We start from the raw sequence: 24,280 nt of genomic DNA on the forward strand, positions 1-24,280 counted from the left end.
CCGCTTTCGCCGGGCCAGTTGATGGTGCTTCACTGCCGCGCGGCCGGGAAACGACGGGCCGCGCTGCGGCCTGTCCGCCATATATCCTCCGTCACTCATTCAAAACAGCGATATCGCCGTGCGTCTGACCTCGATAAAACTCGCTGGCTTCAAGTCCTTCGTCGATCCCACGCATTTCCAGGTCCCCGGCCAACTGGTCGGCGTCGTCGGGCCGAACGGCTGTGGCAAGTCCAATATCATCGATGCCGTGCGCTGGGTGCTCGGCGAATCGCGCGCCTCCGAGTTGCGCGGCGAATCGATGCAGGACGTGATCTTCAACGGATCGACGGCGCGCAAACCCGGCAGCCGGGCTAGCGTCGAACTCATTTTCGATAACGGCGACGGCCGCGCCGCCGGTCAATGGAGCGCCTACGGCGAAATCGCCGTGAAGCGCGTGCTCACGCGCGACGGCACTTCCAGCTACTACATCAACAATCTGCCCGCGCGCCGTCGCGACATCCAGGACATCTTCCTCGGCACGGGTCTCGGCCCGCGCGCCTACGCGATCATCGGGCAGGGCATGATCGCGCGCATCATCGAGGCGAAGCCCGAAGAGCTGCGCGTGTTCCTCGAAGAAGCCGCGGGCGTGTCGAAGTACAAGGAGCGCCGCCGCGAGACGGAGAACCGTCTGCATGACACGCGCGAGAACCTGACGCGCGTCGAAGACATCATCCGCGAGCTGTCGACGAACCTCGAAAAGCTCGAAGCGCAGGCGGTCGTCGCGACGAAGTACAAGGAACTGCAGGCCGAAGGCGAAGAGAAGCAACGCCTTCTGTGGCTCTTGCGCAAGAAGGAAGCGGGCAACGAAGCCGAGCGTCAGCAGCGCGCCATTCGCGAGGCCCAGGTCGAGCTCGAAGCGCAGACGGCGCGTCTGCGTGAAGTCGAAGCGCAACTGGAAACGCTGCGCGTCGCGCACTACAGCGCGAGCGACGCGATGCAAGGCGCGCAAGGCTCGCTCTACGAAGCCAATGCCGAAGTGAGCAGGCTCGAAGCGGAGATCCGCTTTATCGTCGAGTCGCGCAATCGCGTGCAGGCGCAGATCGCCGCGCTCACCGCGCAGCGCGAGCAATGGCAGGTGCAGGCGCAAAAGGCGCGCGACGAAATCGATACCGCGACCGAAGCGCTCGCCGAAGGCGAAGAAAAGGCCGCGATCGCGCAGGAAAATGCCGCCGCGAAACACGACGCGCTCCCCGCGCTCGAAGCGCGCTGGCGCGACGCGCAAGCGCAATTGAACGAAGAACGCGCGGGCATCGCGCGCGCGGAACAGGCGCTCAAGCTCGAAGCGGCGCATCAGCGCAACGCGGATCAGCAGCTTCAGCAATTGCAGCAGCGTCAGGAGCGTCTGAAGAGCGAGGCGAGCGGTCTGGACGCGCCCGACGAAGCGCATCTCGAAGAGTTGCGCATGCAGCTCGCGGAAAACGAAGAGATTCTCGCCGAAGCACAAGCGCGTCTCGCCGATGCGCAGGAAACCGTGCCGCGTCTGGACGCCGAGCGCCGCGCCGCGCAGGAACGCGTGCAGAAGGAAAGCGCGCAGATCCATCAGCTCGAAGCGCGCCTCGCCGCGTTGAAGCAGCTTCAGGAAAGCGTGCAGACGGAAGGCAAGGTCCAGCCGTGGCTCGACAAGCACGAGCTCGGCGCGCTGCCGCGTCTGTGGAAGAAGCTGCACGTCGAGACCGGCTGGGAAGCGGCGCTCGAATCCGTGCTGCGGGAGCGTCTCGCCGCGCTGGAAGTATCGAATCTGGATTGGGTCAAGGCGTTCGCCACGGATGCGCCGCCCGCCAAGCTCGCGTTCTACTCGCCGCCCGTCGCGGGCAAGCCGGTCGACGCGCCGCAAGGCTTGCGCTCGCTGCTGTCGCTCGTGCGCATCGACGATCCGGGCCTGCGCGCCGTGCTCAACGAATGGCTCGCCACGACTTTCGTCGCCGACGATCTCGCGCAGGCGCTCGCTTCGCGCAATCAGTTGCCGGATGGCGCCGCGTTCGTCGTGAAGGCGGGGCATATCGTGACGCGCGTGGGCGTGCAGCTTTACGCGTCGGATTCCGAGCAGTCGGGCATGCTCGCGCGTGCGCAGGAAATCGAGAATCTGACGAAGCAGGTGCGCGCGCAGGCTTTGCTGTCCGATGAAGCCAAGGCCAACGCCGTGCGTGCCGATGCCGCCCACACGCAAGGCTCGCAGACGCTCGCGGAAGCGCGCGCCGCCGCTGAACGCGCGACGCAGCGCGTGCACGCGTTGCAGATGGACGTGCTCAAGCTCGCGCAGGCGCACGAACGCTATACGCAGCGCAACACGCAGATCGGCGAGGAGCTCGAAGAGATCGCCGCGCAGGTCGACGAGCAGCGTGCCTTGCGCGCCGAATCGGAAGCCGCGTTCGAACGTCACGATGGCGAAATCGCGCAATTGCAGGCGCGTTTCGAAGACAACCAGCTTGCGTTCGAGTCGCTCGACGAGGAACTCACGAACGCGCGCCACGAACTGCGCGAACTGGAACGCGCCGCGAGCGATGCCAGCTTCGCCGTGCGCGGCCTCGCCGCGAAGATCGACGAATACAAGCGCAATATCGAGACGGCGCACGATCAGAGCGAGCGCATCGCGGGCACGCTGGAAGACGCGCGCGCCGAACTCGAAACCATCAACGAACAGACCGCGCAGACCGGCCTGCAGGACGCGCTCGAAGTGCGCGCGGCGCGCGAGGAAGCGCTGCATGCGGCGCGCGTCGAACTGGACGATCTGACCGCGCGTCTGCGTCAGGCCGACGAGCAGCGCCTCATGGCCGAACGTTCGCTGCAGCCGCTGCGCGACAAGATCAACGAGTTGCAACTGAAGGAGCAGGCGGCGCGCATCAGCGGCGAGCAGTTCGTCGAGCAGTTGCAGGCAGCCGGCGTCGATGAAGCCGAGCTCGCCGAAAAGCTCACGCCGGACATGAAGCCGTCGTATCTGCAGGGCGAAGTCACGCGGCTGAACAACGCGATCAACGCGCTCGGCCCGGTCAACATGGCCGCGCTCGAGGAACTCGCGGCAGCGACCGAGCGCAAGCATTTCCTCGACGCGCAGTCCGCGGATCTGAACGACGCCATCGGCACGCTGGAAGACGCGATCCAGAAGATCGATCAGGAAACGCGCGCGCTGCTGCAAGGCACCTTCGACGAAGTGAACCGTCACTTCGGCGAACTGTTCCCGCGCCTTTTCGGCGGCGGTCAGGCGAAGCTCATCATGACCGGCGATGAAATCCTCGACGCCGGCGTGCAGGTCATGGCGCAGCCGCCCGGCAAGAAGAATTCGACGATTCACCTGCTTTCGGGCGGCGAAAAGGCGCTGACCGCGACCGCGCTCGTGTTCGCGATGTTCCAGTTGAACCCTGCGCCGTTCTGTCTGCTCGACGAAGTCGACGCGCCGCTCGACGACGCCAACACCGAGCGCTTCGCGAACCTCGTGCGCGCGATGTCGGCCAAGACGCAGTTCCTGTTCATCTCGCACAACAAGATCGCGATGGAAATGGCGCAGCAACTGATCGGCGTGACGATGCAGGAGCAGGGCGTGTCGCGCATCGTCGCGGTGGACATGGAAGCGGCGGCGGGCTTCGCGCAGAACGGCTGAAGCATCGCGCTCGCGAGAGTTTGATTGAGTGAAAGGGCCGGACGAGGTTTCCGGCAGCGTGCGTCAAGGCGCGGAGTGGCGCGCATCGGCCAGGCGGCGGCGAGAAGCCGGAACGCGGCGATGCGCGCGACAGATCGCGCGGCGCTTCGTAACTTAAAAGAATGATGGAGCCTGCATGGACGAGTTGACACTCGGTTTGATTGGAGCCGGAGCCGTGGTGGTGGGCGGCGTGGTCGTGTACAACGCGTGGCAGAGCGCGAAGGTGCGTCGCAAGATGCCGCGTCCGATGCCGGACGAAGCGGCGGATGCGCTTGCGCGCCAGGAAGCGGACGACGAGCAGCCGTTCATCGAGCCCGTGCGTCAGTCGCGGCGCGAGCCCGTAGCGGGCGGCGCCGATGGCGCCGATGCCGAACCGCGCGATACGCGTGTCGAGCCGAGCTTCGGCACGGCGAACGAGTCGACGGCGGCGGCTCCCGTCGCGCCTGCCGATACCGCCGTCGATCTCCAGGCCGAGGCGACGTCCGCCAATGGCGCGTCCGAGGAAGCGCGAAGTGCCACCGAAGACGAGCGCACCGAACCGGTGATGCCCGCCGCGACGACGATTTCGCAGGCGCCGCCGGCGGTCGTCGATCGCCGCATCGATTGTGTCGTGCCGATTCGCCTCGCCGCGCCGGTTGCGGGCGATCGCGTGATTCCGCTTGCGCAGCGCCTGCGCCGCGCGGGCACGAAGCCCGTGACGATCGAAGGCAAGGCCGAAGGCGACAGCGCGTGGGAGTTGCCGCGAAACGGCGTGCGCTACGAGGAGTTGCGCGCGGCCGCCCAGCTCGCGAACCGCAGCGGCCCGCTCAACGAACTCGAATTCTCGGAGTTCGTGACCGGCGTGCAGCGGCTTGCCGACGCCATCGACGGCGCGCCCGAATTCCCCGACATGATGGAAACCGTCGGCATGGCGCGCGAGCTGGACGCGTTCGCCGCGCAATGCGACGCGCAGCTCTCGATCAACATCCTCTCCGACGGCGCGCCGTGGTCCGCGAACTACGTGCAGGCGGTGGCGTCGCAAGACGGCCTTTTGCTCTCGCGCGACGGCACACGCTTCGTCAAACTCGACGCGAAGCAGAATCCGGTCTTCATGCTCCAGTTCGGCGACACGAACTTCCTGCGCGACGACCTCACCTACAAGGGCGGCCAGATGATCACGCTGGTGCTCGACGTGCCCGTCGCCGACGAAGACATCCTGCCGTTCCGCCTGATGTGCGATTACGCGAAGTCGCTGTCGGAGCGTATCGGCGCGCGTGTCGTCGACGACCAGCGCCGGCCCTTGCCGGAGTCCGCGCTGCTCGCCATCGAGAAGCAGTTGATGACGCTCTACGCGAAGCTGGAGCAGGCGGGCATTCCGGCCGGCTCGCCCGCGACGCGGCGTCTTTTCAGCCAGTAACTTTTTGCTGCGCGCAGTCGGCAAGGCGCTTGCTTGCCAGGAGAATCGCGCCCCAGCCGGGGCGCTTTTCTTTGCGTGCGCGCCGCCGCACCGACGCCCGCACTTAGGCCGTTTGGCCGAGGCCACGATTTACCGATCTTCTGAGACAATCGAACGGTCGGTTGACTGACTTACCTACTTTCTCGAAGCCGCATGTCCGCAAAATCAAAAGCCGAATCCGCCGCGACCGCGAAGTCGGGCGCCGCCGTGCCCAGCGCCGCTCGTCCGGCCGAGCGCGCGGCGTGGCTGCGTTCGGAACTGGAACGCGCGAACTACGCGTATTACGTACTGGATCAGCCGGATCTGCCCGACGCCGAGTACGACACGCTCTTCAAGGAACTTCAGGGCATCGAGACCGAGCATCCGGATCTGATCACGCCGGATTCGCCGACGCAGCGCGTGGGCGGCGAAGTCGCCGAAGGATTCACGCCGGTCGTCCATGACGTGCCGATGCTTTCGCTCAACAACGGCTTCGCGGACGAGGACATCGCCGCATTCGACAAGCGCGTGTCCGACGCGCTGGGCCACGCGAGCGTCGAATATGCGTGCGAGCTCAAGTTCGATGGCCTCGCCATTTCCCTGCGTTACGAGGACGGCCATTTCGTGCAGGCCGCGACGCGCGGCGACGGCGCGACGGGCGAGGACGTGACGGCGAACGTACGCACCATCCGCTCGATTCCGCTCACGCTGAAGGGCAAGAACGTGCCGAAACGGCTCGACGTGCGCGGCGAAGTGCTGATGTTCAAGCGCGATTTCGAGCGCCTGAATGCGCGTCAGCGCGAAGCGGGCCAGCGCGAGTTCGCGAATCCGCGCAACGCGGCGGCGGGCGGCTTGCGTCAGCTCGATCCGAAAATGACCGCGCAGCGTTCGCTGTCGTTCTTCGCTTATGGCATCGGCGTGCTCGAAGGCGCGGAGATGCCCGCGACGCACGCCGCGTTGCTCGACTGGTACAAGGAAATGGGCTTGCCGGTGAATGCGGAGCGCGCCGTGGTCGAAGGCGCCGACGGTTTGCTCGCCTTCTTCCACCGGATCGGCGAGAAGCGCGAGAAGCTGCCGTACGACATCGACGGCGTCGTCTACAAGGTCGACCGCCGAGACGAGCAGGATAAGCTCGGCTTCGTGTCGCGCGCGCCGCGTTTCGCGCTCGCGCACAAATTCCCGGCGCAGGAAGCGCTGACGCAACTGCTCGCCATCGACGTGCAGGTCGGTCGAACGGGCGCGATCACGCCGGTCGCGCGTCTCGCGCCGGTGTTCGTCGGCGGTGCGACGGTCACGAACGCGACGTTGCACAACGAGGACGAAGTGCGGCGCAAGGACATCCGCATCGGCGATACGGTCACGGTGCGCCGCGCGGGCGACGTGATCCCCGAAGTCGTCGGCGCCATTCTTGAGCGCCGTCCCGCCGACGCGCGCGAATTCGTCATGCCGACGGAGTGCCCCGTCTGCGGCTCGAAGATCGAGCGCCTGCCGGACGAGGCGATCGCGCGCTGCACGGGCGGGTTGTTCTGTCCCGCTCAGCGCAAGCAGGCACTGTGGCACTTCGCGCAGCGCCGCGCGCTCGATATCGACGGGCTAGGTGAGAAGATCATCGATCAACTCGTCGAGCAGAATCTCGTGCGTACGCCCGCGGATCTGTTTAATCTCGGCTTTTCGACGCTCGCGGCGCTCGACCGGTTCGCCGACAAATCCGCGCAGAACCTGATCGATTCGCTCGAAAAAGCGAGGAAGACGACGCTCGCGCGCTTCATCTATGCGCTCGGCATCCGGCACGTGGGCGAATCGACGGCGAAGGATCTCGCGAAGCATTTCGGCTCGCTCGATCCGATCATGGCTGCTTCGGTCGAAGAGCTGCTCGAAGTCAACGATGTCGGGCCGATCGTCGCCGAGGCCATCCACAATTTCTTCAGCGAAGAACACAACAAGCATGTGATCGAGCAGTTGCGCGTCAAGGTGTCGTGGCCGGAAGGGCCGCCCGCGCCGAAAGCGCCGCAGGGCGTGCTGGCCGGCAAGACCGTCGTGCTGACGGGCACGCTGCCCACGCTATCGCGCGAGGAAGCGAAGGAAATGCTGGAGTCGGCGGGTGCGAAGGTTGCCGGTTCCGTATCGAAAAAGACCGACTACGTCGTGGCGGGCGCGGAAGCGGGCAGCAAGCTCGCCAAGGCGGAGGAACTCGGGGTTCCTGTTCTCGACGAAGAGGCCATGCGTAAGCTTTTGGAAGGAGTCACTCCATGATTCGCGAAATCCTGAAGATGGGCGATCCGCGGCTTTTGCGTATCGCGCAGCCGGTCGAGCATTTCGACACGCCCGAACTGCACGCGCTCGTGCAGGATATGTTCGATACGATGCGCGACGCCAACGGCGCGGGGCTGGCCGCGCCGCAGATCGGCGTCGATCTGCAGGTGGTGATCTTCGGCTTCGGGCAGAACGAGCGTTATCCGGACGCGCCGTCGGTGCCGGAGACGGTCCTCATCAATCCGATCATCACGCCGAACGGACACGACATGGAGGAGGGTTGGGAAGGCTGTCTGTCCGTGCCGGGTTTGCGCGGCGCGGTGCAGCGTTTCTCGATGATCCGCTATCAGGGTTTCGATCAGTACGGCAAAGCCATCGAACGGCTCGCGGAGGGCTTTCACGCGCGCGTCGTGCAGCACGAGTGCGACCATCTGATCGGCAAGCTCTATCCGATGCGTATCACCGACTTTTCGAAGTTCGGCTTCACCGAAGTGCTGTTTCCGGGTCTCGATCCCGCGCGCGACGACTGACGCCGCGCGGTTGGAATCGCAACGAATCAGCCTGAATACGGAGAGCCGCTTTCGCGAGAAGCGGCTTTTTCTTTACGCCAACGTTTTCGGATTGCCGCTGACGTCGGGTTGACGAAACAGCGCGACATGCTCCGGATTCGCGGATGCCTGCAGGCGTCCGTCGGGCAGACGGGCGATCACCATTTCACCCACACCGGGGCTCGTCACGACGACTTCGTCGCGCAGGGCGAGGAGGGCTTCGAGCCGCCGCCGGCCACTCACGATCTCCAGACCGGTTCCCGTCTCACGAACGATGATCTCAACTGACATGGCGATTCTCCATCAATGCCGTTCAATGCTGCTGATCCTGCTGTCTGGTTTATCGGATCGATGACTTATTTTCTTTAGCCAAAAAGCCGCCAAAAATGAAACGGCACGACCGGAATTGCGTCGTGCCGTTTTTTCTGCTGGAACGTCGCATTTTTGCGACGCAATACGACGCCGCGCGAACGTTCGATCGACGTGCGCGCGAACTGCTCGGTTTGCTCAGAAAGTCTCGTTCGGGCCGAGATAGCGCCACTGGCCGGGGGGCAGCGCGCCGAGCGTCACGTGGCCCATGCGAATGCGCTTCAGACCGACCACTTCCAGTCCGACGAGCTCGCACATGCGGCGGATCTGCCGCTTCTTGCCTTCGCGGAGCACGAAGCGCAGTTGTTCGCCGTTTTGCCAGCTCACCTGCGCGGTCTTGAGCGGCACGCCGTCGAGTTCGAGGCCGTGACGCAGGAGCGCGAGTTTTTCGGCGGGGAAATGCTGATCGACGTCGACCGTATGCTCGCCGAAGCGCACGCGCACGAGGTATTCCTTGTCGACTTCCGAGTGGCCGCCGATCAGTTGTTTCGCGATGCGGCCGTCCTGCGTGAGCACGAGAAGTCCCGTCGAGTCGATGTCCAGGCGGCCCGCCGGCGCGAGCGTGCGCAGATGGCTCGGCGCGAAGCGCACACCCGAGTGGTCCTCGTTCCAGTGATTGGCCGGGTTGATGAGCGTGACCGCGGGCTCGTAGCCGTCTTCCGCCTGACCCGAGACGTAGCCGACCGGCTTGTGCAGCAGGATCGTGACGAGGCGCGCCTGCGCGGAATGCGCCGCGGGCAGGATTTCGATGTTCTGCGTCGGACGGATGCGCGTGCCGAGCGTGTCGATGACTTCGCCGTCGACGAGCACCCAGCCTTTCTCGATCCATTCGTCGGCTTCACGGCGCGAGCAGAGGCCGAGCTCCGACATCACTTTCGACAGGCGCACGAGGCCGTCGTGGTGATCGCGATGCTTCGGCGCGGACTCCGCGACGGGCGCGGCGGGCTTCGTCGCAGGTTTCGCCGCTGGCTTGCGCGTATCGCCGCGATCGTCGCGTCTGGCGTACGGACGGTCGTTCTCATCGCGGCGTGCGGGACGCGCTCCGGGCGCGCGATCGTCGCGTGACTTGCGCGGATCGCGTTCGTTGAAAGCGGGACGCGAATCGTCGCCGCGCGGTTTGAAGCGACGACGTTCATCGGCGCCCGATGCGCGTTCGCCACGCGCAGGCGGACGTCCCTCGAACGACTTGCGCGGACTGCGCTCGCCAAACGCCGGACGCGAATCGTCACCACGCGGTTTGAACGGGCGACGTTCATCGCCGCCCGATGCGCGTTCGCGACGCGGCGGCCTGTCGTCGAACGACTTGCGCGGACCGCGTTCACCGAAAGCGGGGCGCGAATCGTCACCACGCGGTTTGAACGGGCGACGTTCATCGCTACCCGATGTGCGTTCGCCACGCGGCGGCCTGTCGTCGAACGACTTGCGCGGACCACGCTCGCCAAACGCCGGACGCGAATCATCGCCACGCGGTTTGAACGGACGACGTTCATCGCCGCCCGACGTGCGTTCGCCACGCGGCGGCCTGTCGTCGAACGACTTGCGCGGACCACGTTCACCGAAGGCGGGACGCGAATCGTCACCACGCGGTTTGAACGGACGACGTTCATCGCCACCCGACGGACGCTCGCCACGGGCAGGCGGACGACCCTCGAACGACTTGCGCGGACCACGTTCACCGAACGCGGGACGCGAATCATCGCCACGCGGTTTGAACGGACGACGTTCATCGCCACCCGACGGACGCTCGCCACGCGCAGGCGGACGACCCTCGAACGACTTGCGCGGACCGCGTTCACCGAACGCCGGACGCGAATCGTCACCACGCGGCTTGAAAGCACGCGGCTCACGCGGCGCGTCGCTGCGCTTGTCGGCCGGCTGGCCCGAGCGCTTCGGACGCGCCTCGTCCGGCGACGGTGCGCGAACGGGCTTGCGCCCGGTGGTCGTGCCGGCTCGAACCGGCGAACGCGTTGCCGAGGTCGGACGCGGATGTTTGGCTGTCAGTTTGACGCGCATAAAGTCTCAGGCTGCGATCGCGCGCAGCAGTTCGGTTTCCACCTGGATCTGGGTGCGGTTGTTCGACAGGCTCTTGCCGTCGAGCAGAAACACGTCTTCGACGCGTTCGCCGAGCGTGTTGATCCGTGCCGCCTGCACGCCGATCCGGTGTTGCGCCAGAACGCGCGCGATCGAATAAAGAAGGCCCTGCCGGTCGTTCGCCGACACGGACAGGATGTAGTACTGGCCGCGATCGTCGGGACGCAGGTCCACGCGCGGCGTGATCGGAAACGTACGCACGAGCCGCGACACGCGGCCCTTCGACGGTTCCGGGAGAATACGCTCGTCCGTGAGCAGCGTGGCCAGTTGCTGCTCGACGAGATTGGCGATGTCGCGATAACTGCCGTCGTGGTCCGGATGGGCCACGAGGAAGTTGTCGAGCGCATAGCCGTGGCGGGTCGTCGTCACGCGCGCATCGAGCACGGAAAGCCCGTTCTTGTCGAAATACGCGCAGATGCCGGCGAAAAGATCCGGCCGATCCTTCAGATAGACGAGCACCTGCAGCGCGGCGCCGATGGGCGAGGGCCGCGCCCGCACGATCGGCTCCTCGCTCGCGACGTGCCGATAGAGCACGCGCGTCTGCCACGCGATGTCGGCCGGATCGTGACGCAGGAAATAGCCGACGTCGAGCTGATCCCAAAGCCGCTTCTGCGCGCCTTCGGGAACCGTTTCGAGCCGCAGCAGCGCGAGCGCCGCTTCCTGCCGCGATTTGAGTTCCGAATGCGCGTCGGTCTGCGCGCCGCCGAGCACGGCTTGCGTCGCGCGGAAGAGATCTTCCAGCAGCTTGCCCTTCCAGTTGTTCCAGACTTTCGGACTCGTGCCGCGGATATCGGCGACGGTCAGCAGATACAGCGCCGTGAGCCGGCGTTCTGTCTTCACGACGGAGGCGAACTGCTTGATGACGTCCGGATCGCTCGTGTCCTGCTTCTGCGCGACCTGACTCATCGTCAGATGCTGCTGCACGAGCCACACGACGAGCTCGGTGTCTTCCTCGCCGATGTCGTGTTCGCGGCAGAAGCGCCGGGCATCGGCCATGCCGAGCGTCGAATGATCGCCGCCGCGGCCTTTCGCGATATCGTGAAAGAGCGCCGCGACGTACAGCACCCACGGGCGCTCGAAATTGCCCATCAGCTGGCTGCAGAACGGATATTCGTGCGCGTGCTCGGCGATCGCGAAGCGCCGCAGATTGCGCAGCACCATCAGGATGTGCTGATCGACCGTGTAGACGTGATAGAGATCGTGCTGCATCTGTCCGACGATGCGCCGGAAGTTCAGCAGATAGCGCCCGAGCACGCTCGTCTGGTTCATCAGGCGAAACGCGTGCGTGATGCCTTCGGGCTGCTTGAGAATCTCCATGAACAGCCGGCGATTTTCCGGGTCGCGCCGCCAGTCGCGGTCCATCAGATCGCGCGCGTTGTAGATCGCCCGCAGCGTCCGCGCCGAAAATCCCTTGATGCCGCGCGTTTGTTCGTACAGCAGAAACGCTTCGAGAATGGCGTGCGGCTCGCGCTCGAAGACATCGTCCCGGGCGATTTCCAGCATGCCTTGCTTCTCGACGAAACGCCCGTTGACGACGCGCGTGATGCCGCTCGTCGACGGAAAAAGCTGCGCTTCGACGTTCTGGATCAGGATGGTCGCGAGCTGCGTGACGGCTTTCGCCGCCCAGTAATAACGGCGCATCAACTGCTCGCTCGCGCGCTTGGCGGCGGTCGCCTTGAAGCCGAAGCTTTCCGCGAGCGGCGTCTGCAAGTCGAAGACGAGAATGTCCTGACGGCGCTTCGCGATGACGTGCAACCGCGCGCGCAGCGCCTTCAGGAAGCCTTCGTTGCGGCGCAGTTCGCGCGCTTCGCGTTCGGTGATGAGCCCGCGCGTGTCGAGTTCGCGCCAGCTGCTGCCGAAACCCGCTCCGCGCGCAATCCAGAGAATCAGTTGCAGATCGCGCAGGCCGCCGGGACTTTCCTTGATGTTCGGCTCGAGGCTGTAGGGCGTGTCCTGAAACTTCGCGTGCCGCTGGCGCATTTCCAGCACCTTCGCCTGGAAGAACGCGCGCGGATCGAGCGTCTCGTGGTAGCGCGCCGAGAAGCGCTGAAAAAGTTGCGTATCGCCGCAGATGCGCCGCGCTTCGAGCAACGACGTCTGCACGGTGATGTCGTTGCCCGCCTCGGCGATGCATTGCTCCACCGAGCGCACGCTGCTGCCGATATCGAGCCCGAGATCCCACGCCATGCCGATGAAGCGCTCGACGCGGCCGTTGAGCTCCGCGTCGCTGCCGTGCGGCGATGCGTCGGGCAGCAGGACGAGAATGTCGACGTCGGAGTAGGGCGCGAGCTCGCCGCGTCCGTAGCCGCCGACCGCAACGAGCGCCGCGCTGTCCGGCATGTCGCAGGCGGACCACGCGCCTTTGAGGGCGTCGTCGGTGGCGCGGGCGAGCGCGCGCATCAGCGGTTCGACGTTCGAGCCGGACTGAAAGCGTTCGATGAGCGCCGCCTTCGCCACCTTGTAGGCGGCGCGCAACGATTCACAGGGCGTGGCGACAGCGGCGGTGACGCTCATGGATCGACCAAAAAGGAGGTGGGGGCGCGCCGGCGGGAAAGCGGGCGCGCGCGGAGACGGAGAATCAGGCGGTTGCCGCGATCAGTTGCGACGGCGCCTGCGTGCCCGCCGAGACGGTCAGCACTTCGTAGCCCGTCGGCGTGACGAGCACCGTGTGCTCCCATTGCGCCGAGAGGCTGCGGTCGCGCGTCTTGACGGTCCACTGATCCGGCATGGTGCGGATTTCGCGGCGGCCGGCGTTGATCATCGGTTCGACGGTGAAGATCATGCCCGCCTCCAGTTCGATGCCCGTGCCCGCGCGGCCGTAATGCAGCACCTGCGGCTCCTCGTGGAACACCTGGCCGATGCCGTGGCCGCAATATTCGCGCACGACGCTGTAGCCTTGCGACTCCGCGTGCTTCTGGATCGCCGCGCCGATATCGCCGAGATGCGCGCCAGGGCGCACCTGATCGATGCCGAGCCACATGCAGTCGAACGTGGTCTGCACGAGGCGCTTCGCCAGAATCGAGCCCTCGCCGACGATGAACATGCGGCTCGTGTCGCCGAAATATCCGTTCTTGATGACGGTGATGTCGATATTGAGCGCGTCGCCGTTCTTCAGCACTTTCTCGCCGGGGATGCCGTGACAGATCACGTCGTTCACGGAAATGCACGTGGCCTTCGGGTACGGCGGATAGCCGGGCGGCTGATAATTGAGCGGTGCGGGAACGGTGCCTTGTTCCTTCACCATATATTCGTGGCAAAGGCGATCGAGTTCTTCGGTGGTCACGCCGGGAACGATATGCGGCGTGATGAAATCGAGCACTTCGCTGGCGAGCCGGCAGGCGACGCGCATCTGTGCGATATCGTGTTCGTTTTTCAGCGTAATGGACATGACTTGGCCCGGAATGCGTCAATGCGGCAGTGAGCCGCGAAAGCGGCATTATCGCACCTTAGGAAATGCGCCGCACCCGGATAGTTCGAGGCGGGCGGCCGCGAAACACGAAACGCGCGCGCAATTCGGATCGGTCGTGCTGCTTGAGCCGACCAATCCTCACATGCTATACTCGCAGGCTAAGTCGTAATCCATATTGTCGTCACGATTTCATAAGACAATCGTGTCTGCAGGTGTGAAACGCGACTTAGTGTTAGTTGTTCCAGTCTGTTCAAGTCGATACGCAAGCCGGCGCACCCAGGGTGTCCGGCGTCCGGAAAGCAAAGATAACCGGGCGCGGGATGCGGCAGCCGGCTTAAGACCCAACCCTCGCGGAGAATTTTCATGGCAGTCACGATGCGTCAAATGCTGGAAGCCGGTGTCCACTTCGGTCACCAAACCCGCTTCTGGAATCCGAAGATGGCCCCGTACATCTTCGGTCATCGCAACAAGATTCACATCATCAACCTCGAAAAGACCCTGCCGCTCTACAACGACGCGCTGAAGTACGTGCGCCAGTTGGCAGCCAATCGCGGCACGATCCTTTTCGTCGGCACGAAGCGTCAGTCGCGCGACACGATCGCGCAGGAAGCAGCGCGCGCCGGCATGCCTTTCGTCAACGCCCGCTGGCTCGGCGGCATGATGACCAACTTCAAGACGCTGAAGGTTTCGATCAAGCGCCTGAAGGACATGGAAGCAGCGCTGGAATCGGGTGAAACCGAGCGGATGAGCAAGAAGGAAGCGCTTCTGTTCGAGCGCGAAATGGTCAAGCTGCAAAAGTCGATCGGCGGCGTCAAGGACATGGGCGGCATTCCGGACGCGATGTTCGTCATCGACGTCGGCTACCACAAGATTGCTGTCACCGAAGCGAAGAAGCTCGGCATTCCGGTCATCGCCGTGGTCGACACGAACCACTCGCCGGAAGGCATCGACTACGTGATCCCGGGTAACGACGACGCATCCAAGGCCGTCGCGCTGTACGCTCAGGGCGTCGCTGACGCGATCCTCGAAGGCCGCGCGAACGCGGTGAACGACGTTGTGCAAGCTGTCCGTAACGGCGAAGGCGACGAGTTCGTCGAGGTCAACGCAGAGGCGTAATCGAGCCCTGTGGCCGACAAAAAAGGGGGCTTTGCGAAAGGCCCCTTTTTTTTAGTCGGCGCGATAGAAATGCCAATTTTCCTGCCGTGGGCGGGCTGTAAAGCCGGCGGCACGTATCAAACAGACTCAAGGAGCGAATGATGGCGGCAATTACCGCAAGCATGGTGGCAGAACTGCGCGCGAAGACCGATGCGCCGATGATGGAATGCAAGAAGGCGCTGACGGAAGCCGACGGCGACATGGCGCGCGCGGAAGAGTTGCTGCGCGTGAAGCTCGGCAACAAGGCGAGCAAGGCGGCATCGCGCGTGACGGCTGAAGGCATCGTGACGGCGCACGTCGAAGGCGGCGTGGGCGCGCTCGTCGAGCTCAACTGCGAAACCGACTTTGTCGCGAAGAACGACGACTTCCTGGCTTTCGGCAAGACGATTGCTGAACTGGTCGCGAAGAACAACCCGGCCGACGTGGCCGCGCTGTCGGCGCTGCCGCTCGAAAGCTCGACGGTCGACGCAGTGCGTCTGGCGCTCGTCGGCAAGATCGGCGAAAACTTGTCGATCCGCCGCTTCGTGCGCTTCGACTCCGCGAACAAGGTTGCGTCGTACCTGCACGGCACGCGCATCGGCGTTCTGGTCGAATTCACGGGCGCTGACGAGCAAGTCGGCAAGGACGTCGCGATGCACGTCGCCGCGATGAAGCCGGTTTCGCTGTCGTCGGACGAAGTGCCGGCCGATCTGATCGCCAAGGAGCGCAGCATCGCCGAGCAGAAGGCTGCCGAGTCGGGCAAGCCGGCCGAGATCGTCGCGAAGATGGTCGACGGCTCGATCCAGAAGTACCTGAAGGAAGTGTCGCTGCTGAACCAGCCGTTCGTGAAGAACGATAAGCAGACGATCGAGCAGTACCTGAAGGCGGCCGGCGCATCGGTGCAGAAGTTCGCGCTGTTCGTGGTTGGCGAGGGCATCGAGAAGCGTCAGGACGACTTCGCGGCCGAAGTGGCGGCGCAAGTCGCGGCGGCCAAGCAGTCCTAAGGCACGCTAAGGCTCGTTTAAGACGCGTGTGCTGTCATGGCGCGGCCGCGCGTCGGGCCCGCAGTACCGCGGCGGATCGTCCCGCCGCAAGAATTCAGCGATCCGGTTCGCACGAAGAGCGGGCGCGGCAGATCAGGGAAAACCCTGACCTGCCGCGCCCGCCGCCCGATCCGGCCCGCTTGCGGTAAGTAATGTTTCACCCCTACAGTTCTACGTTGTTGCAACCCTCCTCGGCGCGATCGGAACCTCATATGCCCACAGCCTACAAACGCGTACTCCTCAAGCTCTCCGGCGAAGCCCTGATGGGCGACGATGCTTTCGGCATCAATCGCGCAACAATCGAAAGGATGGTGGCGGATGTCGCGGAGGTGGTGCGGATCGGGACGCAACTGGCCGTCGTGATCGGCGGCGGCAACATCTTCCGCGGTGTCGCGGGCGGCGCGGCCGGCATGGACCGGGCGACGGCCGACTACATGGGGATGCTCGCCACGATGATGAACGCGCTCGCGCTGCAAGACGCGATGCGCCACGCGGGCATCGAAGCGCGCGTGCAATCCGCGTTGCGCATGGATCAGGTGGTCGAGCCGTACATCCGCCCCCGCGCGATCCGTCAACTGGAAGAGGGCAAGGTCGTGATCTTCGCGGCCGGCACGGGCAACCCGTTCTTCACGACGGATACGGCCGCCGCGCTGCGCGGCTCGGAAATCGGCGCCGAAGTGGTGTTGAAGGCGACGAAGGTCGATGGCGTATACTCCGCCGACCCGAAGAAGGACCCGCATGCGACGCGTTACAGCACGATCAGCTTCGACGAGGCGATCGGCAAGAATCTTCAGGTGATGGACGCCACCGCGTTCGCACTGTGCCGCGACCAGAAGCTGCCGATTCGCGTGTTCTCGATCACGAAGCCGGGCGCATTGAAGCGCATCGTGCAGGGCGACGACGAAGGGACGCTCGTCCACGTGTAAACTCTCGCGGTATCAGGCGCCGCGCAGCGGGGCGGCAAGCCTCGCGCGACAGAGCGCCGCTATCGCCGGTAAAACTTAGGTTTGGAGGTTCAAAATGAGTGTGGCTGACATCAAGAAGAGCGTCGACCAGAAGATGCAGCGGTCGATCGAAGCGTTCAAGGCCGATCTCGCCAAGATCCGTACGGGCCGCGCCCATACCGGGCTGCTCGACCACATCCAGGTCGACTACTACGGTTCGAACGTGCCCATCTCGCAAGTCGCGAACATGACGCTCGTCGATGCCCGTACGATCGGCGTGCAGCCGTGGGAAAAGAAGATGGTCGCCGTGATCGAGAAGGCGATCCGCGAATCGGATCTCGGCCTGAACCCTGCCACGCAGGGCGACCTGATCCGCGTGCCGATGCCCGCGCTGACCGAAGAGCGCCGTCGCGAACTCACGAAGGTCGTGAAGAGCGAAGGCGAGACCGCCAAGGTCGCCGTGCGCAATCTGCGCCGCGATGCGAACGATCAACTGAAGAAACTCGTGAAGGACAAGGAGATTTCGGAAGACGACGAGCGCCGTGCGAGCGACGAAGTGCAGAAGTTCACCGACAAGTTCGTCGCCGAAATCGACAAGCTCGTTCAGACCAAAGAATCCGAAATCATGACGGTGTGAGGCCGTAGAGACGGTCCTGCCAAGCCCGGACGTGCAAGCTCCGGGCTGGCTCTCACTTCTTCAGATTCCCAGATTCAGCGGCCATGACCTATACCAGCTCCACCGTTGCCGTGCCCGATGTCGCGGCTGTCCCGCGTCACGTCGCGATCATCATGGACGGCAATGGCCGATGGGCGACCGAGCGGCGTCTGCCGCGCGTCGCCGGTCATACGCGCGGCGTCGATGCGGTCCGCGCGACCGTCGAAAGCTGCGCGCGGCGCGGCGTCGAATTCGTCACGCTCTTCGCGTTCAGTTCCGAAAACTGGCGCCGTCCGACCGACGAAGTGTCCTTCCTGATGCGCCTGTTCGTGACCGCGCTCGAACGCGAGATCGGCAAGCTGCATGCGAACGGCATTCGTCTGCGCGTCGTCGGCGACATTTCCATGTTCGACGACCGCATCCGCGCGCTCATCCAACGCGCCGAAACCAAGACAGCCCGCAATACGCGACTCACGCTGACCATCGCTGCCAATTACGGCGGGCGCTGGGACATCATGCAGGCGACGAAGAAGCTCATCGCGGAGTCTCTCGAGTCGGGCGTGCCCGCGCGCGTGGACGACGAATCGTTCGCCGAACATCTCGCGATGGCCTACGCGCCGGAGCCGGATCTGTTCATCCGCACGGGCGGCGAGCAGCGCATCAGCAACTTCCTGCTGTGGCAGCTCGCTTACACCGAGTTCTACTTCACCGACACCTACTGGCCCGACTTCGACGCCGACGCCCTGGACCGCGCGATCGCGTCCTACGGCGACCGCGAACGCCGCTTCGGGCGCACCAGCGCGCAACTCGCTTCCCAATCGCAGAAGGCCGACACCCTTTCATGCTAAGAACCCGTGTCATCACGGCAATCGTCCTGCTCGCCGTACTCGTGCCGATCACGCTGTTTGCGCCGATCGGCGCATTCGGAGCGTTGATCGGGTTCGTCGTCGTGTTCGCGGCGTGGGAATGGGGACGGCTCCTCAAGCTGAACGGGGCGGGGCCGGTCGCCTACGCGCTCGTCGCGGGCATCGCGCTCGTTCTGAGCACGTTCCTCGGGATCAAAGCCACGCCGCTCTACCAGATGGCCGGTATTTTCTGGGTGCTGGCGGGGCCTTACGCATTGCTTCGCAAGCCCACGCTGGCCGCGCACGCCTGGCGCGCGTTCCTGCTTTTCGCCGGAATCGTCGTGTTTCTGGCCTGCTGGCACGCGGTCGTCGACGCGCGCACGCGAGGCGTATCCTTCGTGCTATCGCTTCTGCTAGTAGTCTGGCTGGCTGATATAGGCGCATACTTCGCCGGAAAAGCGCTCGGCCGCCATAAGCTCGCCCCGTCGATCAGCCCGGGCAAGACCTGGGAGGGCGCCATCGGCGGGTGGCTCGCCGTTATCGTCATCGGCGCGCTCGCCGCCGCCACCGGCTTTTACGCGCCCACCGTATTCACCGCCTTCGTCGGACAGCTCGGCTGGGATCGCGCGTTCGTCGCGCTTTCCGTGCTGGTCGCGTTCAGCGTCGTCGGCGATCTGTTCGAGTCGCTGCTCAAGCGCCAGGCGGGTGTCAAGGACTCGAGCGGCCTTCTGCCGGGTCACGGCGGCGTCCTCGACCGCATCGACGCATTGTTGCCTGTATTGCCGATCGCATTGCTCATGCTTGGCTGATCGGCTAGAGAAGAATTTATGCAAACACGTCTCACACTGCTCGGCTCCACGGGCTCGATCGGCGATAGCACGCTCGACGTCGTGGCGCGGCATGCGGACCGTTTCTCGGTCTACGCGCTCACCGCTCACCGCAACGGCGACAAACTCGTCGCGCAATGTCTGAAGTTTCAGCCCGAAGTGGCGGTCGTCGGCGACGCCGAAACCGCCGTACGCGTCGCGGCTGCGTTGCGCGCGCAGGGTTGCAAGACCGAAGTGACGCACGGGCCCGAGGCGCTCGTCGAAGTCGCGCGCGCGGCGCAGTGCGATACGGTCGTCGCGGCCATCGTCGGCGCGGCGGGCCTGGCGCCCACGCTCGCCGCCGCACGCGCCGGCAAGCGCATCCTTCTCGCGAACAAGGAAGCGCTCGTGATGTCCGGCCAGATTTTCATGGATGCGGTGCGCGACAACGGCGCGATCCTGCTGCCGGTCGACAGCGAGCACAACGCGGTGTTCCAGTGCCTGCCGCCTTGCGCAGACAAGGAAGCGAAGCTGCACGGCGGCGTCTCGAAGATCATCCTGACGGCGTCCGGCGGTCCTTTCCGCACGCGCGAGCCCGCGACGCTCGTGAACGTCACGCCCGAAGAGGCCGTGAAGCATCCGAACTGGGCGATGGGCCGCAAGATCTCGGTCGATTCCGCGACGATGATGAACAAGGGCCTCGAAGTCATCGAGGCGCACTGGCTCTTCAATCTGCCCGGCTCGCGCATCGAGGTGCTGATCCATCCGCAGAGCGTGATTCATTCGATGGTGTCCTATGCCGACGGCTCGGTGCTCGCGCAACTCGGCAATCCGGACATGCGTACGCCGATCGCGCATGCACTGGCGTATCCTGAGCGTGTCGATTCGGGCGTCGCGCCGCTCGATCTCGCGCAGATCGCGACGCTCACATTCGAAAAACCCGACTTCGCGCGCTTCCCGTGTCTCGCGCTGGCGATTGCCGCGCTGGAAGCAGGCGGCATCGCGAGCGCGGCGCTGAACGCGGCCAATGAAATCGCCGTCGAGGCGTTCCTCGATCGCCGCATCGGCTTCATGACGATCGGCGACGTGGTGGATCGCGTGCTGAACGCGCTGCCGAATACGAGCGCCGCGACCTTGGCCGACGTTCTCGCCGCGGATGCCGACGCGCGCCGTCTGGCGTCCCGTTTCGTCGCAGAGCTCACCGCGAGCGCGCCGGGCGCCGAACCCATCGCCCATTGAGGCCGTCATGAACTTTCTGACCGAAATCGTCGCCTTCGTTGTCGCGATAGGCGTACTCGTCGTCGTCCACGAATTCGGTCACTACAGCGTCGCGCGACTGTGCGGCGTGAAAGTGCTGCGGTTCTCGGTCGGCTTCGGCAAGCCGCTCGTGCGATGGGTCAGCAAGAAGACGGGCGTCGAATGGACGATCGCCGCGCTGCCGCTCGGCGGCTACGTGAAGATGCTCGACGAACGCGAGGTCGATCCCGAGAGCGGCACGACCATTCCCGCTGAAGACCTGCCGCGCGCGTTCAATCGTCAGAACGTGGGCAAGCGCATCGCGATCGTCGCGGCGGGGCCGATCGCCAATTTCCTGCTCGCAATCGTGCTGTTTTCCGCCGTGTTCGCGGGCGGCGTGACCGAGCCGGCGGCGATCGTTTCGCAGCCCGCTTCCGATACGGCGGCGGCGCAAGCGGGCTTCGAAGGCGGCGAAACGATTCTCTCGATGCGTGACGCGGAAGGCGGCGAGACGCATCCGATCCGCTCATGGTCCGACCTGCGCTGGAAGATGCTCGACGCATCGTTCGATCATCGGCGCATCGTGCTGACGGCGAAGACGCACGACGGCACCTTCGACTTTCCGGTGACGGTCACGGGCATCACCGATTCCGAAGCCGATCAGGATTTCATGGACAAGCTCGGCTTCACGCCGGGCGGCGGCACGCTGACGGTCGCGGGCGTCGAGGCGGGCAGCGCGGCGCAGAAGAGCGGGCTGAAGGCGGGCGACATGCTGCGCGCGATCGACGGCCGCAGCGTCGACAACGCGACGAGCTTCATCGACTACGTGAAGGCGCACGGCGGCAAGCCGGTGACGCTCGTGGTCGAGCGCAACGGCCAGCGCGATTCCGTGCAGATCGTGCCGGACGTGAAGCGCGATGCGTCGACGGGCAAGGACATCGGGCGTATCGGCGCCGCGCTCGCGAATCAACTGCCGACGGTGGATGTGCGCTACGGGCCGCTCGAAAGTCTGCGCCTCGGCGTGAACCGCACGTGGGATATCAGCGTGTACTCGCTGCGCATGTTCGGGCGGATGATCACCGGCGAGGCGTCGCTCAAGAATCTGTCAGGGCCGGTCACGATTGCCGACTACGCGGGCAAGAGCGCAAGGCTCGGCGCGACGGCCTTCATTTCGTTTCTGGCACTCGTGAGCATCAGCCTCGGAGTGTTGAACTTGTTACCGATTCCGGTATTGGACGGTGGGCATCTGTTATATTATTTGGTTGAGGCTGTTACCGGCAAGGCAGTATCCGATCGCTGGCAGCTTGTTCTGCAAAGGGCGGGCCTGGTCTGCATCGTCGCTCTGTCGATGATCGCGCTGTTCAATGACCTCGCGCGTCTGATTCGTTTTTGATCCACTTTGACAATTTCTGGCGGCGTCTTTCGAGCGACCGCCGGAACGAATGCAGCTTTAAATACTGGGGAAGCACGTTGTTCAAACCTCATCGCTTTGTTCCTAAGACGGCTGTGGCCGCGGCGCTCGCCGCAACGGGCATGGCGGCGCACGCCACCACGCCGTTCGTCGTGCAGGATATTCGGATCGACGGTCTCCAACGCATCGAGCCTGGCTCCGTGTTCGCTTATCTGCCGATCAAGCAAGGCGACACCTTCACCGACGACAAGGCCTCCGAAGCGATTCGCGCACTCTACGCAACGGGTTTCTTCAACGACGTTCAGATTGCCACCGAAGGCAACGTGGTGATCGTTCAGGTGCAGGAACGCCCGGCGATTTCGGCCATCGATTTCGCGGGCCTGCACGAGTTCGACAAGGACAACCTCACGAAGGCGCTGCGTTCCGTCGGCCTGTCGCAAGGCCGCTCGTACGACAAGGCGCTCGTCGACAAGGCGGAGCAGGAGCTCAAGCGCCAATACCTGACGCGCGGCTACTACGCCGCGGAAGTCACGACCACCGTGACGCCGGTCGACCGCAATCGCGTGCAGATTCTGTTCTCCGTCGCGGAAGGTCCGAGCGCGAAGATTCGCCAGATCAACTTCGTCGGCAACAAGGCGTTCAGTTCCAGTACGCTGCTCGGCGAAATGCAGCTTTCCACGCCGAACTGGTTCTCGTGGTACACGAAGAGCGATCTCTACGCGAAGGAAAAGCTCACGGGCGACCTCGAGAACGTGCGCTCGTACTATCTGAACCGCGGCTACCTCGAGTTCGCGATCGACTCCACGCAGGTGTCGATCTCGCCGGACAAGAAGGACATGTATCTGACGATCGCCGTGCACGAAGGCGAGCCGTACAAGATCAGCAGCATCACGCTTTCGGGCAATCTGCTCGACCGTCAGGCCGAGCTCAACAAGCTCATCAAGATCAAACCGGGCGAGCGCTTCTCGGCCGAAAAGCTGCAGTCGACGACCAAGGCGATCGTCGACAAGCTCGGCGAATACGGCTACGCGTTCGCGCAGGTCAACGCGCAGCCGCAGATCGATCAGGCGAACCACACCGTGGCGCTCACGCTGCAAGTCGATCCGAGCCGTCGCGTGTATGTGCGGCGCGTGAACATCGTCGGCAATACGCGCACGCGCGACGAAGTGGTGCGCCGCGAAATGCGCCAGCTCGAAAGCTCGTGGTTCGATTCGAGCCGCCTGGCGCTGTCGAAGGACCGTATCAACCGTCTCGGCTACTTCACCGACGTGGACGTCACTACGACGCCCGTGGAAGGCACGAACGACCAGGTCGACGTCGACGTGAAGGTGGCCGAAAAGCCGACCGGCGCGATCACGCTGGGCGCGGGCTTCTCGTCGACGGACAAGGTGGTGCTCTCGGCGGGCGTGTCGCAGGACAACGTGTTCGGCTCGGGCACGAGTCTCGCGGTCAACGTGAACACCGCGAAAACCTATCGCACGCTGACCGTGACGCAGGTCGATCCGTACTTCACGATCGACGGCATCAAGCGCATCACCGACGCTTACTACCGCACGTATCAGCCGCTGTATTACTCGACGGATTCGAGCTTCAAGATCATCACGATGGGCGCGGACACGAAGTTCGGCATCCCGTTCTCGGAGCAGGACACGGTGTTCTTCGGCGTCGGAGCCGAACAGAACACGATGGACGTGGACAGCAACACGCCGCAGTCCTACAAGAACTACGTGAACGAGTTCGGCCGTGTCGTGAACAACTATCCGCTGACCGCGGGCTGGTCGCGAGACAATCGCGACAGCGCGCTCGTCCCGAGCCGCGGCTACTACATTCAGTCGAACGCAGAATACGGCACGCCGCTCGGCAACACGACGTACGCGAAGTTCGACGCGCAGTTCCAGTATTACTACTCGTTCGCGCGCGGTTTCGTGCTCGGCTTCAATCTGCAGGGCGGCTACGGCAAGGGCCTGCAAGGGCAGACGTACCCGATCTTCAAGAACTACTACGCGGGTGGTATCGGTTCGGTGCGCGGTTACTCGCCGAGCTCGCTGGGTCCGCGCGACGCGAAGACCAACGACCCGATCGGCGGCTCGCGCATGGCGGTCGGCAATATCGAGCTGACGTTCCCGCTGCCGGGGACGGGATACGATCGTACGCTGCGCGTGTTCACCTTCCTCGATGCCGGTAACGTCTGGGGCGATCCGGGTCAAGGCGGTACGAGCGGCGGTGCAAACGGCTTGCGCTACGGTTACGGTCTGGGTCTCGCGTGGATCTCGCCGATCGGCCCGCTCAAGCTGAGCCTCGGCTTCCCGCTGCAGAAGCATGAGGGCGACCAGTATCAGAAGTTCCAGTTCCAGATCGGTACGGCGTTCTAAGCAGCCCGCCGATGAACGCGAACTTCATTTTTTTCGACGTAACGTGAGGAACACTTTGGGAACCGGTAAGCATTCGA

17 protein-coding genes are annotated in these 24,280 nt (G+C 64.4%); 13 read left to right on the top strand and 4 right to left on the bottom strand.

What is annotated here, in order from left to right:
• The first annotated feature begins 118 nt into the window (after positions 1-118).
• The 4 genes from smc (at position 119) to def (ending at position 7,870) form a co-directional block, all read left to right on the top strand.
• Entirely contained in the window at positions 119-3,634 is a 3,516-nt protein-coding gene (gene smc / locus QCE49_RS05450) for a chromosome segregation protein SMC (protein WP_250456411.1), read from the top strand.
• Between the two features lie 175 nt (positions 3,635-3,809).
• Positions 3,810-5,069: a cell division protein ZipA C-terminal FtsZ-binding domain-containing protein gene (locus tag QCE49_RS05455; RefSeq protein WP_250456409.1), complete on the top strand. Its 1,260-nt coding sequence runs from the start codon at positions 3,810-3,812 to the stop codon at positions 5,067-5,069.
• Positions 5,070-5,261: 192 nt separating this feature from the next.
• The gene (gene ligA / locus QCE49_RS05460) at positions 5,262-7,340 is read left to right on the top strand and encodes an NAD-dependent DNA ligase LigA (protein ID WP_034471993.1); all 2,079 of its coding nucleotides are present in this window, start codon (positions 5,262-5,264) and stop codon (positions 7,338-7,340) included.
• Positions 7,337-7,870 carry a peptide deformylase gene (gene def, locus QCE49_RS05465; protein WP_008350093.1) on the top strand — a complete coding sequence of 178 codons (534 nt, stop codon included), beginning with the start codon at positions 7,337-7,339 and terminating at the stop codon, positions 7,868-7,870. Before ligA ends, def begins: the two co-directional genes overlap by 4 nt.
• A gap of 72 nt (positions 7,871-7,942) precedes the next feature.
• On the opposite strand, the gene QCE49_RS05470 is transcribed toward def, so the two are convergent.
• The 4 genes from QCE49_RS05470 to map all read right to left on the bottom strand — a co-directional run bounded on the left by QCE49_RS05470 (position 7,943) and on the right by map (position 13,736).
• Positions 7,943-8,179 carry a hypothetical protein gene (locus QCE49_RS05470; protein ID WP_008350092.1) on the bottom strand — a complete coding sequence of 79 codons (237 nt, stop codon included), beginning with the start codon at positions 8,177-8,179 and terminating at the stop codon, positions 7,943-7,945.
• A 216-nt stretch (positions 8,180-8,395) separates the two neighbouring features.
• The gene (locus QCE49_RS05475) at positions 8,396-10,270 is read right to left on the bottom strand and encodes a pseudouridine synthase (RefSeq protein WP_250456408.1); all 1,875 of its coding nucleotides are present in this window, start codon (positions 10,268-10,270) and stop codon (positions 8,396-8,398) included.
• Positions 10,271-10,276: 6 nt separating this feature from the next.
• Positions 10,277-12,862: a [protein-PII] uridylyltransferase gene (locus QCE49_RS05480; RefSeq protein ID WP_250456406.1), complete on the bottom strand. Its 2,586-nt coding sequence runs from the start codon at positions 12,860-12,862 to the stop codon at positions 10,277-10,279.
• 64 nt (positions 12,863-12,926) lie between these two features.
• The gene (gene map, locus QCE49_RS05485; protein ID WP_008350089.1) at positions 12,927-13,736 is read right to left on the bottom strand and encodes a type I methionyl aminopeptidase; all 810 of its coding nucleotides are present in this window, start codon (positions 13,734-13,736) and stop codon (positions 12,927-12,929) included.
• A gap of 384 nt (positions 13,737-14,120) precedes the next feature.
• Here map and rpsB point away from each other — a divergent pair, with 384 nt between their 5' ends.
• From rpsB to bamA, 9 genes are all read left to right on the top strand, one after another.
• Positions 14,121-14,873, top strand: coding sequence for a 30S ribosomal protein S2 (gene rpsB / locus QCE49_RS05490; protein WP_008350088.1), 753 nt, complete (start codon positions 14,121-14,123; stop codon positions 14,871-14,873).
• Positions 14,874-15,013: 140 nt separating this feature from the next.
• Complete coding sequence (gene tsf / locus QCE49_RS05495) at positions 15,014-15,895, top strand: translation elongation factor Ts (protein ID WP_008350087.1); 882 nt, start codon at positions 15,014-15,016, stop codon at positions 15,893-15,895.
• A gap of 251 nt (positions 15,896-16,146) precedes the next feature.
• The gene (gene pyrH / locus QCE49_RS05500; protein WP_008350086.1) at positions 16,147-16,860 is read left to right on the top strand and encodes a UMP kinase; all 714 of its coding nucleotides are present in this window, start codon (positions 16,147-16,149) and stop codon (positions 16,858-16,860) included.
• Positions 16,861-16,954: 94 nt separating this feature from the next.
• Positions 16,955-17,515 (top strand): ribosome recycling factor, encoded by a 561-nt coding sequence (gene frr / locus QCE49_RS05505; protein WP_008350085.1) that lies wholly within the window; start codon positions 16,955-16,957, stop codon positions 17,513-17,515.
• A gap of 83 nt (positions 17,516-17,598) precedes the next feature.
• Positions 17,599-18,381 (top strand): polyprenyl diphosphate synthase, encoded by a 783-nt coding sequence (gene uppS, locus QCE49_RS05510; RefSeq protein WP_034471985.1) that lies wholly within the window; start codon positions 17,599-17,601, stop codon positions 18,379-18,381.
• Positions 18,375-19,187, top strand: a complete 813-nt coding sequence (locus tag QCE49_RS05515; protein WP_034471983.1) for a phosphatidate cytidylyltransferase — start codon at positions 18,375-18,377, stop codon at positions 19,185-19,187. The genes uppS and QCE49_RS05515 overlap by 7 nt, the downstream gene beginning before the upstream one ends.
• An 18-nt stretch (positions 19,188-19,205) precedes the next feature.
• Positions 19,206-20,423 (top strand): 1-deoxy-D-xylulose-5-phosphate reductoisomerase, encoded by a 1,218-nt coding sequence (locus tag QCE49_RS05520; RefSeq protein WP_250456405.1) that lies wholly within the window; start codon positions 19,206-19,208, stop codon positions 20,421-20,423.
• Positions 20,424-20,430: 7 nt separating this feature from the next.
• Entirely contained in the window at positions 20,431-21,813 is a 1,383-nt protein-coding gene (rseP, locus tag QCE49_RS05525; protein ID WP_008350079.1) for an RIP metalloprotease RseP, read from the top strand.
• Positions 21,814-21,890: 77 nt separating this feature from the next.
• Positions 21,891-24,203 (top strand): outer membrane protein assembly factor BamA, encoded by a 2,313-nt coding sequence (gene bamA, locus QCE49_RS05530; protein ID WP_008350077.1) that lies wholly within the window; start codon positions 21,891-21,893, stop codon positions 24,201-24,203.
• The last annotated feature ends 77 nt before the right edge of the window (positions 24,204-24,280 follow it).

The sequence above is a fragment of the Caballeronia sp. LZ008 genome (assembly GCF_031451435.1).
Lineage (GTDB): Bacteria > Pseudomonadota > Gammaproteobacteria > Burkholderiales > Burkholderiaceae > Caballeronia > Caballeronia zhejiangensis.